Here is a 14,206-nt window from a genome sequence, read left to right on the forward strand (position 1 = left end):
CACGCGGAGCGAAAGCCGTATCTCGAAGGAGCGGAGTGCTTATGCCGAAACGGCGTTGAAATATCAAGGTCCTGTCGCAACCTGCGTTCCATGATCGACGGCGTGTTTCACGTGAATCAGCGCGCGCGATGCAGGCTAACAGTCATGGAAATCTGAAATTCATTGCGAGACCGAATCGATGCAGGTGTTGAATCCGGCTAACTTTCCGGAAATGAAAAACCGGCCGATGATGCGTCGGCCGGTCTTTGACGTCGATATAGGACGCGTCTTAAGTATTCATCGAGTCGAAGAAATCGCCATTGTTCTTCGTCTGCTTCAGCTTGTCGATGAGGAACTCGATAGCGTCGGTCGTACCCATCGGCGCCAGAATACGGCGGAGAACGAAGATCTTCTGCAGATCCTGGCGCGGCACCAGGAGGTCTTCCTTACGCGTTCCCGACTTGAGGATGTCCATAGCCGGGAAGATGCGCTTGTCTGCGACCTTGCGGTCCAGCACGATTTCCGAGTTACCGGTACCCTTGAACTCTTCGAAGATGACTTCGTCCATGCGGCTGCCGGTATCGATCAGCGCGGTCGCAATGATCGTGAGCGAGCCACCTTCTTCGATGTTGCGGGCCGCACCAAAGAAACGCTTCGGGCGCTGCAGGGCGTTGGCGTCGACACCACCGGTCAGAACCTTGCCGGATGAAGGAACGACCGTGTTGTAGGCGCGGCCGAGACGGGTGATCGAGTCGAGCAGAATGACGACATCGCGGCCGTGCTCGACGAGGCGCTTGGCCTTTTCGATGACCATTTCAGCAACCTGGACGTGGCGCGTCGCCGGCTCGTCAAAGGTCGAGGAGACGACTTCGCCCTTCACAGAACGCTGCATGTCCGTCACTTCTTCCGGGCGTTCGTCAATCAAAAGGACGATCAGATAACATTCCGGATGATTGGCAGTGATCGAATGCGCGATGTTCTGCAAGAGAACGGTCTTACCGGTGCGCGGCGGCGCGACGATCAGGCCACGCTGGCCCTTGCCCAGCGGCGCCACCAGGTCGATGACCCGGGCCGAGAGATCCTTCGAGGTGGGGACCTCGAGTTCCATCTTGAAGCGTTCGTTCGGATAGAGCGGCGTCAGGTTGTCAAAGTGAACCTTGTGTCGGATCTTTTCCGGATCGTCGAAATTGATGGTGTTGACCTTGAGCAGAGCGAAGTAGCGCTCGCCTTCCTTCGGTCCGCGGATCGGGCCCTCGACCGTGTCGCCAGTCTTCAGGGAGAAGCGGCGGATCTGGGAAGGCGAGATGTAGATGTCGTCGGGACCGGGAAGGTAGTTTGCGTTCGCGGACCGGAGAAAGCCGAACCCATCCTGCAGCACTTCAACGACGCCTTCGCCGATGATTTCGATATCCTGTGCCGCGAGCATCTTGAGGATCGCGAACATCAGCTCCTGCTTGCGCATCGTGCTGGCGTTCTCCACCTCGAGCTCCTCGGCAAAGGCGAGCAGATCGGTCGGCGTCTTGTTCTTGAGTTCTTGTAGCTTCATTTCAGCCATGAAGGATCCATGTTTGGTATGGGTAGTGGAGAGATGGCGAGTATTCGTTGGGGAGCTGCGGCTGGAAAGGCAGGCTCTTGTCTTTGTCACAAGCCATGAAGAGGAGATGGTGGAAAATAGCGATTCACGTGAAACCCTGCAAGGGGCTGTCGCAAATTAGAAACGACTATTGCAAATCACGAATCGATTAAATTCAGAACGGCTTCACCACCACCATGATCACGATGAGAATCATCAGCAGCGTCGGAGCCTCGTTCATCAGTCGCCAGTAGCGCGCATCGTGCTTGTTTTCGTCGCGCTGGAATTCACGGACAGCGCGGCTGAAGCGCATGTGGACGGCTGTCAGCAACACCACGAACAGAAGCTTGGCATGCAGCCAACCACCCTGGAAGCCATAGACGCTCCAGGCGAGATAAAGCCCGAGCACCCATGAAATCATCATTGCCGGGTTCATGATGACCTTCAGGAGCCGCATCTCCATCATCTTGAAGGTTTCCGACTGTGCAGAACCCGGCTCGGCGTCGGTGTGGTAGATGAAGAGGCGCGGCATGTAGAGAAGCGCCGCCATCCACGACATCACCGCGATGACATGCAGCGCCTTGATCCAGAGATAGAGATCATCCGGCCGCCAGACAAAAAGACCGACAAGAAGCGCCGCGAAACCGCCGAGCGCAATCGCCGCCCTGAGCCGCGCCCTGTTGCCAGGGGCCTGATCGGTCTGCTTCTCCGCCATTATCGCGCTCCGCGAACTCGTGCGACCAACGCCGACACGTGTTCCGGATCCGCCTGCGGCGTGATGCCGTGGCCGAGATTGAAGATCAGCGGCCCATGGCCGAGCGCGTCGAGAATACGGTCGATACCGTCTTCAAGCGCTCTGCCACCGGCAACGACCCGCATCGGATCGAGATTGCCCTGGATGGGTCCCTCCTTCTGCAGATCCTTGGCGAAGGACAGCGGCACGGTCCAGTCGAGACCGATGGCGTCGGCACCTGTTGCCTGGCGGTAGGTCTTCAAAAGCTGCCCCGCGCCTTTTGCAAAAGCGATGATCTTTGCGTGAGGCCGCTGTGCTCGGACAGAAGCAATCATGCGCTGAACCGGCTTGACTGCGTAACGGGCGAATTCTTCCTCACCGAGAACGCCCGCCCAGGAATCGAAGATCTGCACAGCGTCGGCGCCGGCATCGATCTGCCGCACGAGATAGTCTGCCGAGACATCCGCCAGGAATGACAGCAGCTGATCGAAGACTTCGGGGTTGCGGTAGGCGAAGAGCCGGGCAGGGGCCTGGTCCGGCGTCCCGTGTCCGGCGATCATATAGGTCGCAACCGTCCAGGGAGCGCCACAGAAGCCGAGCAGCGTCGTTTCCGCGGGGAGTTCGGTCCGCAGCCGCGAAACCGTCTCGAAGACAGGCTGGAGGTGCTCAGCGATGCCCTCCGGCTTCAGGCGCAGGATACCGTCGACATCGATGGGATCCATTCGTGGCCCATGACCTTCTTCGAAGCGCACACTGCGTTTCAGGGCATCGGGGATGACCAGGATATCGGAGAAGAGAATGGCGGCATCGAAAGCGTAGCGACGGATCGGTTGCAACGTGACCTCGACTGCGAGGTCGGGCGTGTAGCAGAGATCGAGGAAGCTTCCGGCTTCAGCGCGTGTTGCCCTGTACTCCGGCAAATAACGGCCCGCCTGGCGCATGAGCCAGATCGGAGGAGGCGACACCGTTTTCCCTGCCAAAACCTCCAGAACCTTTCTGCGCGTTTCGGTCACGGATCACTCTCCCAATATAAAATCAAAGATATTTAGAAGGTTTCTATTTCTTAGAGTCGGTGGGTATCAAGGATTAAAACATCCCAGCGAGTTGTCCACGACCATGGTTTGGGATCAGGCGCGGTGGGAGAACGATTGGCCAGTTTGGAAAAACAGTGCGCAGAGGCGAATAAACGCCTTTCGATTCAGTCGATTAGCGAAATCCCACTTTTGGCCAGGCTTGTGGACAAACGGTTGATACGCGTGACACTTTGTCATCGCCGCGAGTCTTTTCCACATTTGCCGCGGAGCGCTTTCCGCGGCTGCGTCAATTGTGAATAAGTCGGCAGTTTTCCCCTTGCCTGGATCGGGGCCGCGTCGTTAGCTGTTCTTATCCCGGCTTATCAACAGCAGCAGGAGAATTGCGTGGAGAACAAGAAAAACTACTTCCACCTTCACCTGATTTCGGACTCGACCGGCGAGACTCTGATCGCTGCGGGGCGTGCAGCGGCCGCTCAGTTTCAGAGTTCGCATGCGCTCGAACATGTCTATCCGCTGATCCGCAACCGCAAACAGTTGCTGCAGGTTCTCGATGCGATCGATGGCGCGCCCGGCATCGTGCTCTATACGATTGTCGACCGGGATCTCGCCGATGTCATCGATCAGCGTTGCCGCGAGATGGGTGTCCCTTGCGTCTCGGTGCTCGATCCGATCATCGACCTCTTCCAGTCCTATCTCGGCTCACCGTCGCGACGTCGCTCCGGCGCCCAGCATGTGATGGATGCGGAGTATTTTGCCCGCATCGACGCGCTCAACTTTACTATGGACCATGACGACGGCCAGTTGCCCGCCGACTTCGACGAGGCGGATGTCGTTCTCGTCGGCATCAGCCGCACATCGAAAACGCCGACCAGCATCTATCTCGCCAACCGCGGCATCAAGACGGCCAATATCCCGATTGTCCCGGGCGTGCCGTTGCCCGAAAGATTGATGGAGGCGACGAAGCCGCTCGTCGTCGGTCTGATTGCCACGGCCGATCGCATCTCGCAGGTGCGTCAGCACCGGGTGCTCGGAACGACGCAAGGGTTCCACGGCGATCAGTATACGGACAAGGCCTCGATTACCGAGGAGCTCAAATATGCCCGCTCGCTCTGCGCCCGTAACAATTGGCCGGTCATCGACGTCACCCGCCGTTCGATCGAGGAGACCGCGGCGGCAATCGTTGCCCTGCGTCCGCGTCTGCGCTAGAGCCGAATAACGAAATGTGCCTGCGGTCTTCCGCCCCGCCATCCCGCTCTTACTTAAAAGAATGGATCACGGCGACGATTTGGGTCGAGCCGACCCCAGGTCACGTGATAGACCCGAATCGAACAATACGGGAACCTGCTTGATGTTACCTTCGCTCGTCTTGGCCTCGGCAAGCCCGTTTCGTCGCGCGCTCCTGGAAAATGCCGGCCTTGTTTTCGAGGCGAAGGCAGCCAGAATCGACGAACGTGCGCTGGAAAAGCCACTCGAAGATGCTGGAGCCGCACCGGAAGCCGTAGCGCTGGCGCTTGCAGAAGCAAAGGCGCGCGATGTGATCAGGCATTTCGGTGATGCGCTGGTGATCGGCTCGGACCAGACCATGTCTTTGGAGGCACGGGTCTATCACAAGCCGAAGGATATGGCGGAAGCGGCCCAGCATCTGCTGTCGCTGTCGGGCAAGACCCATCGCCTGAACAGCGCCATTGTGCTTATGCGCGGCGAAGAGGTCGTCTGGCGGCACGTCTCTTCGGCTCACATGACCGTGCGGCCGCTGACGGCCGACTTCGTAGAGCGTCACTTGCAGCGTGTCGGCGAAAAGGCGCTTTCGAGCGTCGGCGCCTATCAGCTGGAGGGCGAGGGGATTCAGCTCTTCGAAAAGATCGAGGGCGACTACTTCACCATCCTCGGTCTTCCGATGCTGCCGTTGCTCGCCAAACTTCGTGAACTGGGAACGATCGATGCGTGATTCACGTGAAACATTTGTTAACCACGCCTTCGTCACCGGCTATCCGATCAAGCATTCCCGGTCGCCACTTATCCATGGCCACTGGCTGAAACAGCTGGGTCTGCCCGGCAGCTACCGTGCGCATGAGGTCAAGCCGGAAGAATTCGCAGCCTTCATTGCCAGCCTCAAGGACGGAACATCCGGCTTTAGCGGCGGCAACGTCACCATCCCCCACAAGGAGCTTGCCTGTCGCCTGGCGGATCGGCCGGATGAACTGAGCCAGGAACTCGGCGCCGCCAACACTCTATGGGTTAGGGATGGCGAGGTGCATGCCACCAACACCGATGGCCGCGGCTTCGTTGCCAATCTCGATGAGCGGGCGACCGGCTGGGACAAGACGTCGACTGCGGTGGTCCTCGGCGCCGGCGGTGCCAGCCGTGCCATTATCCAGGCCGTCCGTGACCGTGGCATAAATACGATCCATGTCGTCAATCGGACGGTCGAGCGGGCGAGGGAACTCGCCGACCGTTTCGGACCGTCGGTTGAAGCGCATCCGCTGGCCGCGCTGGAAGAGGTCATGACCGGCGCAGGCCTGTTCATCAATACCACCTCGCTCGGCATGGATGGCAGTGAAGCGCCGGCGATCGATTTCGGCGTCATGGCACCCGGCGCCGTCGTCACCGACATTGTCTATGTTCCCCTGAAGACGCCGATCCTCGCTCAGGCGGAGGCGCAAGGTTTTGCGATCGTCGACGGTTTGGGCATGCTTCTCCACCAGGCTGTGCCCGGCTTTGAACTCTGGTTCGGCTGTCGGCCGACGGTCGACGCCACGCTTCGACAACTCATCATCGATGACATGGACAGACACTGATGATTATCCTCGGGCTCACAGGTTCGATCGCCATGGGCAAATCGACGGCGGCCCAGATGTTCCGCGACTTCGGCGTTCCGGTGAACGATGCCGACGAGGTCGTGCATGAACTTTATCGCGGCGAGGCGGTGGCGCCGGTCGAGGCGGCCTTTCCCGGAACGACGAAAGACGGCGAGGTCGACCGGGCCGAACTGTCGCGCCAGCTCATGGGAGCGCCGGGTCGGTTGCGCGAACTGGAGGCGATCGTTCATCCGCTCGTGCGCAAGAGCGAGCAGGAGTTTCTGGCGAAGAACGCGGCCGCCGGCGAGCCTTTTGTCGTCTTGGACATTCCGCTGCTGTTCGAAACGGGCGCGGAAAAGCGGGTCGATCGCGTCGTCGTGGTGACCTGTTCGGCCGATCTCCAGCGGGAGAGGGCACTGAAGCGCCCTGGAATGACCGAGGAAAAACTCGCGATGATCCTTGCGCGGCAGGTGCCGGACAGCGAAAAGCGTAAACGCGCCGACCACATCATCGATACCAGCGACAGTTTCGACGTCACTCGCAGCCAAGTGAAGGCCGTCGTCGACCAACTCGTAGCCAGCAACGGAGACGCGGATGCGTGAGATCATCTTCGATACGGAAACGACCGGCCTCGACAATCGTGAGGACCGAGTGATCGAAATCGGCGGTGTCGAACTCGAGAACCAGTTTCCGACCGGCCGCACGCTGCACATCTTCGTCAATCCCGGCAGCCGCAAGGTTCACCCGGACGCACTCGCGATCCACGGGATTACCGATGACTTCCTGAAGGACAAGCCGCCTTTCGCCGATGTCGTCGATGAGATCCTCGAATTCTTCGGTGATGCCCGGTGGGTCGCGCACAACGCCACCTTCGACATGGGCTTCATCAACGCCGAGTTCGCGCGTCTGGGATTGCCGCCGATTGCAATCGATCGTGTGACGGACACCCTGGCGCTCGCCCGACGCAAGCACCCGATGGGACCGAACTCGCTCGACGCGCTTTGCCGTCGTTACGGTATCGACAATTCGCACCGCGCGAAACACGGCGCTCTTCTCGACTCCGAACTGCTCGCCGAAGTCTATATCGAGATGATCGGCGGTCGCCAGGCGGCACTCGGTCTTGTCTCGACGAAGTCGGCGGGACAGTCGATCGAGCTCGACGATGCGCCGATCGTCATCGGCCAGCGCCCGCGTCCGCTGCCGAACCGGCTCTCGGAGGACGATCTTGCGGCGCACGCTGCGCTGATTGCGAAGATCGGCGGCAAGGCGATCTGGGCGAAATACGAACCCCAGGAATAAGCAGGCATGAAAAAAGCCCGGCGCGAGCCGGGCTTTTTTATCTCAGCGTTCTGAAATTCAGATCAGTTCGCGGTTTCGTTCGAATTGGAAACCTGGGCACGGACCTTTTCTTCGGCCATGCGCTGCGCGAACATCTGCGCGAAGTCGATCGGGTCGATCATCAGCGGCGGGAAGCCACCGTTGCGGGTCGCGTCGGCAACGATCTGACGCGCGAACGGGAACAGCAGACGCGGGCACTCGATGAAGAGCAGCGGCAGCATGTGCTCCTGCGGGAAGCCTGCAACGCGGAAGACCCCGCCATAGGCGAGTTCGACGTTGAAGAGAACGCGGTCGCCGTCCTTGGCCTCGGCATTCAGCGAGAGAACCACGTCGAAATCGTTCTCTGCGAGCGGGTTGGCGTTGACGTTGACGTTGATATTGATCGACGGCGCCTTGTCACGGGCCTGCAGCGAACGCGGAGCGCCCGGGTTTTCGAAGGAAAGATCCTTGATATACTGGGCGAGGATGTTCAGCGTCGGGCTCTGCTGCGCGCTGCCGTTGCCGTTGGATGCGGTATCAGTCGTCATAAGGGTTCCTCGACAAAAATAGGTGAGGCCATCTAGCATTTCGGCCTAGGGCTTACAACCCTGCGGACCCAGCGCTTGCAGCCGGATACGCTGCCTTTGCTCCAAACCGCGAAGCCGGGAATATGCTCCGGAATATGGGCGACAGAGTGCCCTATAAGCACAGAGTGCCCTATAAGCATTGTTTCCAACAATGCTCTTCGCTAGGGCCGGTGGCGATTGCCTGATTGCGGTGGATCCTCCTCGTCCGTGCGCGAAAATTCGCCTTCGTCGAGATCGATGACGCGCGGCGAGGGGCGTGGCTCGCGCGGGTCGTTTTGCGGGTGCCAGCTTGTCCCGGAGGCCGCGGTCACGATCGTCATCTTCTTGCGCAGAAAGGCGGCAACGGCGTTGCGGACAAAGGGCAGGAACAGGAGGAGGCCGATCACGTCGCTGACGAAACCCGGTACGACGAGCAGGATCGCGGCGACGAACAACAAGGCACCGCCAATCACCTCTCGACCCGGGTCACTGCCGGTGCGGGTGGCATCCTGCATCCTGCGAATGACGGTAAATCCCTGGACTCTCAGCAAGATCACACCCACAAATGCGCTGAGCAGCACCAGAAGCAGTGTCATCAAAAGGCCGATCTCGCGACCGACCACGACGAAGCCGGCGATCTCGGCGAATGGAAGCCCGAAGATGATAAGAGGGATAAGAAATGAACGCATCAATGCTGCCCGAATATGAAACTTGGTGTCACATCCCGTTCTAAGGGTGCGACATCGCCATTTGAATGATCTATTCTTGCGGACTATATGGAATAGCCACGAGAAATTCTAACAGCGGTTCCGGGTGGAAATGGGCTCTTTCGACTTCATCACGTTTTTTTTCCTGATCGCCGCGGTGGTCATTTTCCTGCAACTGCGCAGCGTCTTGGGCCGCCGGACGGGGAGCGAACGGCCGCCCTTCGATCCATATTCGTCGCGAGACATGAGCCAGGGGCCGGAAAACGGTGACAAGGGCAAGGTCGTGCAGTTGCCGCGACGCGACAACGCGGACGAAGATGCGGGTCGTTACGAATCGGTCGATGCCTTTGCCAAGGCGGGCACGACGCTGAACACGCAACTTCGGGCGTTGAGCGACGCTGATCCGAGCTTCGACCCCAAGGAGTTCGTCAACGGCGCCAAGATGGCTTACGAGATGATCGTCATGGCGTTTGCGGATGGCGACCGTAAGACGTTGAAAAACCTGTTGTCCCGCGAGGTCTATGAAGGTTTTGATGCGGCGATTACCGATCGCGAGCGCAAGGGCGAAGTCGTCAAGTCCACCTTCGTCGGCATCGACAAGGCCGACATCATTCACGCTGAAGTGAAGGATAGTGAAGAGAACATCACGGTCCGTATCGTCAGCCAACTGATTTCGGCGACCTATGACAAGCAGGGCGGCCTGATCGACGGCGATGCCGAGTCGGTTGCCGAGGTCAACGATCTCTGGACCTTTGCGCGAGACATCCGCTCGCGTGATCCGAACTGGAAGCTGATCGCCACCGAATCCGAAAACTGAGCGGAACTGGCGACGATGTCCTTTCGACTTGAACCCGTCAGTTTCGACGATCTCCCGGGCTGGCGGGACGACGACCCGACAAAAGTGATCGAGGCGATGCGTCGCTGTCGGAAGCACGTCTCGACAGCGAAACCCTATCGCACGGGTTCGCTCGGCATCTCGGTCGATGATCTGACACCGGCCTTTTCGGCTTCATCGGTGGATATCGATTCAGCTGAGGGTGCGCGGACTTTCTTCGAGAAGCACTTCGTACCGTTCCGGATCGGGCCGGAAGCCGGTTCCGGTTTTGTTACCGCCTTCTACGAACCGGAAATCGACGTTCGTGCCCAGGCGGACGAGACCTATCGGTACCCGCTCTACCGCCGCCCTGCGGATTTGATCGATATCGACGATACGAACCGGCCCGACGGCATGGATCCCTATTTCACTTTCGGTCTTTCCGAGGGTGGCCGGATCGGCGAGTATCCGGACAGGAAAGCAATCGAGCAGGGTTGTCTTGCGGGCCGCGGCCTCGAGATCGCCTATGCGAAGTCCAAGGTCGAAGTTTTCTTCGTTCATGTGCAGGGCGCGGCACGCCTCCGATACCCGGATGGTTCGCGTCGCCGTGTCACCTATGCCGCCAAGACCGGCCACTACTTCTCCGCGGTCGGCAAGCTCTTGATCGAGCGCGGCAAGATCGATGCCGCGACCGTCTCGATGATGAGCATTCGCGACTGGCTTGAGGCGCATCCGGACGAGGTCGATGAGGTCCTCTGGCACAACAGGTCATTCATCTTCTTCCGCGAAGCCGCGGTCGAAGACGAGCACTTGGGGCCGATTGCCGCCGCCAAGGTCGCGCTCGAGCCGGGACGCTCGCTGGCGGTGGATCGCCTGATCCACACGTTCGGCGTGCCGTTTTACGTCGCAAGCGACAGCCTGACGCGCCTGGACGAAGGCAAACCCTTCCGGCGCCTGATGCTGGCGCTTGATACCGGTTCGGCGATCGTCGGCCCGGCACGCGGCGATATCTTCACCGGTTCCGGTTTTGAGGCGGGCGAACGGGCAGGAGCGGTCCGTAACACTGCCGATTTTTATGTTTTCGTTCCCAAGGCGGCCGCGGCACGATACGGCAATGCCTAAGGAAAAGAAGCTTTCAGCAGAGGATCGCATTCTCTGGGGCAAGGTTGCCCGTTCGGCGAGACCGATGCCGGGTCGCCTCGACGACCTGATGGACATGCTTGCCGAGGACGAGCAGGCAAAGCCGCAAGAAGAGCTGAAGGCCAAACAACAGCAGCAACCACCGACAGGCGCCGTTGAGCAGCCGGGCATCGCGCTGACGAAGAAGTCTGGCGACAAGGTGCATCACCCGCTTGAGAAGCCGGTCAAGCGCAAACTTGCCAAGGGGCGCCTGACCCTCGAAGCGCGGATCGACCTGCACGGCATGATCCAGAGCGAAGCGCATGGCCTGCTCCTGCAGTTTCTCTTGAGGGCACATGAACGTGGGTTGCGCCATGTCCTTGTGATCACCGGCAAGGGCACTTCTTTCGGCAGCGACGGTGCGTTGAAAAGGGCGGTGCCACTCTGGTTCTCACTTCCCGAGTTCCGCCCGCTGATCTCGTCCTATGAGCAGGCCGCCCGCAACCACGGCGGCGAGGGCGCCCTCTACGTACGGTTGGCGCGTGCGCGAGGCGGCGCGATATGACGCCCTTCGGCGAGGCACTGCGCGAACTCAGGCGCAGGAAAGGCGTGTCGCAAAAACAGATGGCGGCAGCGATCAACGTCTCCGCCGCCTATCTCTCAGCTCTCGAACATGGAAAGCGCGGGGCGCCGAGTTTTGATTTTCTCCAGCGGGTGGCGGGCTATTTCAACGTGATCTGGGATGAGGCGGAGGAATTGTTCCGCATTGCCAACGTTTCCGCCCCGAAAGTTGTTCTGGATACCTCGGGCCTGACGCCGGAACACACGGCCTTTGCCAACCGGCTCAGTGAACAAATCCGCGCTTTGTCGCCGGAGACGATCCGCAAGCTGGAAGATGTTTTGGAAAAAGCCACATTTCCTGATAATGACAGGGGATGAACACCTGTTTCCGGCCGCCGCCCGGCGATCCGGGATTTGGAACCTTGGACAAATTTTCTATAGTCCACGAGGCGTCCGAGACGTGATTCGCAACGAATCACCATGTCCGAAGAACCTGGAAAGACCCGTAGCTGAATGACCGATATTCCTGAGACCGAAGCCGGCGCCAGCGCCGAATATGGTGCCGATTCCATCAAGGTGCTGAAGGGCCTGGATGCCGTCCGCAAGCGGCCGGGCATGTATATCGGCGACACGGACGACGGTTCGGGTCTGCACCACATGGTCTACGAGGTCGTCGACAACGCCATCGACGAGGCGCTGGCCGGCCATGCCGATATCGTGACGGTGACGCTCAATCCGGATGGCTCGGTGACGGTGACGGACAATGGCCGCGGAATCCCCACGGACATTCACAAGGAAGAGGGTGTCTCGGCGGCCGAGGTCATCATGACCCAGCTGCACGCCGGCGGTAAGTTCGACCAGAACTCCTACAAAGTTTCGGGCGGTCTGCACGGCGTCGGCGTGTCGGTGGTCAATGCGCTTTCGGTTTCGCTGAAGCTGAAGATCCGGCGCGCAGGCAAGGTTCACGAGATGAGCTTCACCCACGGTGTTGCTGACGGCTCTCTCGCCGTTACCGGCGAGGCCGGCGATGCGACCGGCACCGAGGTGACGTTCCTGCCGAGCAGCGAGACGTTCACCAAGACCGAGTTCGACTACAACACGCTCGAGCACCGCTTGCGCGAACTCGCTTTTCTGAATTCAGGCGTTCATATCATCCTCACTGACAAGCGCCATTCGGATATCCGCCAGGACGAGATGATGTATGAGGGCGGTCTGGAGGCCTATGTTGCCTATCTCGACCGCGCCAAGAAGCCGTTGGTACACAAGCCAGTATCGATCCGCGGCGAGAAGGACGGCATCACCGTCGAAGTGGCGATGTGGTGGAACGACAGCTATCATGAAAACGTGCTCTGCTTCACCAATAACATACCGCAACGCGACGGCGGCACGCATATGGCGGGCTTCCGCGGTGCGCTGACCCGGCAGGTTACGTCCTATGCCGATACGTCCGGCATCACGAAGAGGGAAAAGGTCACGCTTCAGGGCGAAGACTGCCGCGAAGGCCTGACGGCCGTGCTTTCGGTGAAGGTTCCGGATCCGAAGTTTTCGTCGCAGACGAAGGACAAGCTCGTTTCTTCGGAAGTCCGCCCGGTTGTCGAAAGCCTCGTCAACGAAGCGCTCAGCACTTGGTTTGAAGAGCATCCGACCGAAGCCAAGATCCTCGTCGGCAAGGTGGTCGAAGCGGCGGCCGCCCGCGAAGCCGCCCGCAAGGCGCGCGAACTGACACGCCGCAAGGGCGCGCTCGATATCTCGTCGCTGCCAGGCAAGCTTGCCGACTGCTCCGAACGCGATCCGGCCAAGTCAGAAGTCTTCCTGGTGGAAGGTGACTCGGCAGGTGGCTCCGCCAAGCAGGGCCGTTCGCGCGAAAATCAGGCAATCCTGCCGCTGCGCGGCAAGATCCTCAATGTCGAACGCGCCCGCTTCGACAAGATGCTGTCGAGCCAGGAAATCGGTACGCTGATCACCGCGCTCGGCACCTCGATCGGCAAGGACGAGTTCAACGCCGACAAGCTGCGCTACCACAAGATCATCATCATGACGGACGCCGACGTCGACGGCGCGCACATTCGCACCCTGCTGCTCACCTTCTTCTTCCGTCAGATGCCGGAGTTGATCGAGCGCGGCCACCTCTATATCGCCCAGCCGCCGCTCTACAAGGTGACGCGCGGCAAGTCGGCCCAGTACCTGAAGAACGAGCAGGCACTGGAAGACTACCTGATCACGATGGGCCTGGAAGAAGCCACGCTGGAACTGGAATCGGGCGAAGTGCGGGCCGGCCAGGATCTGCGGGAAGTCATCAACGACGCGCTCCGTCTGCGCAATCTGATGAACGGGCTGCATTCGCGCTACAACCGCTCGATCGTCGAGCAGGCAGCGATCGCCGGCGCCCTGAACGTCGAGCTCAACGGCCAGCGCGATGCCTATGAGGCGGTCGCCGCTGAGGTCGCCCGTCGCCTCGACGTCATCGCCGAGGAAACCGAGCGCGGCTGGACCGGTACGGTCACGGCCGAAGGCGGTCTCCGCCTCGAACGCATGGTCCGCGGCGTCAAGGAAGTTGCCGTGCTCGACATGGCGTTGATCGGTTCGTCCGACGCCCGATACATCGATCAGCTTTCCGCGAAGCTCAAGGAAGTCTACGCCGCCCCGCCGGTCCTGCGCCGTCGCGACGGTACCCTGGAAATCAGCGGACCGCGTGCGCTTCTCGACGCGATTTTCGCGGCCGGTCGCAAGGGTCTCTCGATGCAGCGCTACAAGGGCCTTGGCGAAATGAACGCCGAGCAGCTTTGGGAAACGACGCTCGATCCGAACGTCCGCTCGCTGTTGCAGGTTCGGGTCACCGACGCCACCGATGCCGACGGTCTGTTCTCGCGCCTGATGGGCGACGAGGTCGAGCCGCGCCGCGACTTCATTCAGGAGAACGCACTGAGCGTCGCCAACCTCGACATCTGATCTTTCCGGAGATCATTGGCAGTTGAGATCCCGGTGCCGCGTGGCACCGGGATTTT

General features: G+C 60.1%; 15 protein-coding genes. 10 read left to right on the plus strand and 5 right to left on the minus strand.

Translation table 11 applies throughout. From position 1 onward, the window contains the following. Positions 1-268 precede the first annotated feature (268 nt). The 3 genes from rho to hemE all read right to left on the minus strand — a co-directional run bounded on the left by rho (position 269) and on the right by hemE (position 3,298). On the minus strand, positions 269-1,534 hold the full coding sequence (gene rho / locus LAC81_RS18380; protein ID WP_093233478.1) for a transcription termination factor Rho: 1,266 nt from the start codon (positions 1,532-1,534) through the stop codon (positions 269-271). A 193-nt stretch (positions 1,535-1,727) separates the two neighbouring features. Then, positions 1,728-2,270 carry a protoporphyrinogen oxidase HemJ gene (hemJ, locus tag LAC81_RS18385; protein WP_113541293.1) on the minus strand — a complete coding sequence of 181 codons (543 nt, stop codon included), beginning with the start codon at positions 2,268-2,270 and terminating at the stop codon, positions 1,728-1,730. Continuing rightward, positions 2,267-3,298 (minus strand): uroporphyrinogen decarboxylase, encoded by a 1,032-nt coding sequence (hemE, locus tag LAC81_RS18390; RefSeq protein WP_223725946.1) that lies wholly within the window; start codon positions 3,296-3,298, stop codon positions 2,267-2,269. Before hemE ends, hemJ begins: the two co-directional genes overlap by 4 nt. Positions 3,299-3,703: 405 nt before the next feature. Between hemE and LAC81_RS18395 the strand changes: the two genes are divergently transcribed. The 5 genes from LAC81_RS18395 to dnaQ all read left to right on the plus strand — a co-directional run bounded on the left by LAC81_RS18395 (position 3,704) and on the right by dnaQ (position 7,416). Continuing rightward, on the plus strand, positions 3,704-4,525 hold the full coding sequence (locus LAC81_RS18395) for a pyruvate, water dikinase regulatory protein (protein ID WP_113541295.1): 822 nt from the start codon (positions 3,704-3,706) through the stop codon (positions 4,523-4,525). Positions 4,526-4,667: 142 nt separating this feature from the next. Then, the gene (locus tag LAC81_RS18400; RefSeq protein ID WP_223725947.1) at positions 4,668-5,267 is read left to right on the plus strand and encodes a Maf-like protein; all 600 of its coding nucleotides are present in this window, start codon (positions 4,668-4,670) and stop codon (positions 5,265-5,267) included. Then, the gene (locus LAC81_RS18405) at positions 5,260-6,117 is read left to right on the plus strand and encodes a shikimate dehydrogenase (protein WP_113541297.1); all 858 of its coding nucleotides are present in this window, start codon (positions 5,260-5,262) and stop codon (positions 6,115-6,117) included. Before LAC81_RS18400 ends, LAC81_RS18405 begins: the two co-directional genes overlap by 8 nt. After that, positions 6,117-6,719, plus strand: coding sequence for a dephospho-CoA kinase (coaE, locus tag LAC81_RS18410; RefSeq protein ID WP_223725948.1), 603 nt, complete (start codon positions 6,117-6,119; stop codon positions 6,717-6,719). Before LAC81_RS18405 ends, coaE begins: the two co-directional genes overlap by 1 nt. Next, on the plus strand, positions 6,712-7,416 hold the full coding sequence (gene dnaQ / locus LAC81_RS18415; RefSeq protein ID WP_113541299.1) for a DNA polymerase III subunit epsilon: 705 nt from the start codon (positions 6,712-6,714) through the stop codon (positions 7,414-7,416). The genes coaE and dnaQ overlap by 8 nt, the downstream gene beginning before the upstream one ends. A gap of 62 nt (positions 7,417-7,478) precedes the next feature. Here the strand turns inward: dnaQ and secB are convergent, their stop codons facing one another. Together secB and LAC81_RS18425 are read right to left on the minus strand one after the other, a co-directional pair. Continuing rightward, on the minus strand, positions 7,479-7,982 hold the full coding sequence (gene secB, locus LAC81_RS18420) for a protein-export chaperone SecB (RefSeq protein WP_113541300.1): 504 nt from the start codon (positions 7,980-7,982) through the stop codon (positions 7,479-7,481). 200 nt (positions 7,983-8,182) lie between these two features. Beyond that, entirely contained in the window at positions 8,183-8,689 is a 507-nt protein-coding gene (locus LAC81_RS18425; RefSeq protein ID WP_223725949.1) for an FxsA family protein, read from the minus strand. A gap of 130 nt (positions 8,690-8,819) precedes the next feature. Between LAC81_RS18425 and LAC81_RS18430 the strand changes: the two genes are divergently transcribed. From LAC81_RS18430 to gyrB, 5 genes are all read left to right on the plus strand, one after another. Further along, positions 8,820-9,524 (plus strand): Tim44/TimA family putative adaptor protein, encoded by a 705-nt coding sequence (locus LAC81_RS18430; protein ID WP_223725950.1) that lies wholly within the window; start codon positions 8,820-8,822, stop codon positions 9,522-9,524. Between the two features lie 15 nt (positions 9,525-9,539). Beyond that, positions 9,540-10,643: a murein transglycosylase A gene (locus tag LAC81_RS18435; protein WP_223725951.1), complete on the plus strand. Its 1,104-nt coding sequence runs from the start codon at positions 9,540-9,542 to the stop codon at positions 10,641-10,643. Further along, positions 10,636-11,205: a Smr/MutS family protein gene (locus tag LAC81_RS18440; protein ID WP_223725952.1), complete on the plus strand. Its 570-nt coding sequence runs from the start codon at positions 10,636-10,638 to the stop codon at positions 11,203-11,205. The genes LAC81_RS18435 and LAC81_RS18440 overlap by 8 nt, the downstream gene beginning before the upstream one ends. Beyond that, entirely contained in the window at positions 11,202-11,579 is a 378-nt protein-coding gene (locus tag LAC81_RS18445) for a helix-turn-helix domain-containing protein (protein WP_113541305.1), read from the plus strand. Before LAC81_RS18440 ends, LAC81_RS18445 begins: the two co-directional genes overlap by 4 nt. A 135-nt stretch (positions 11,580-11,714) precedes the next feature. Continuing rightward, entirely contained in the window at positions 11,715-14,150 is a 2,436-nt protein-coding gene (gene gyrB, locus LAC81_RS18450) for a DNA topoisomerase (ATP-hydrolyzing) subunit B (RefSeq protein WP_223725953.1), read from the plus strand. Positions 14,151-14,206 lie beyond the last annotated feature (56 nt).

Origin of the sequence: Ensifer adhaerens (genome assembly GCF_020035535.1) — a bacterium.
In the GTDB taxonomy this organism is placed as follows: domain Bacteria; phylum Pseudomonadota; class Alphaproteobacteria; order Rhizobiales; family Rhizobiaceae; genus Ensifer.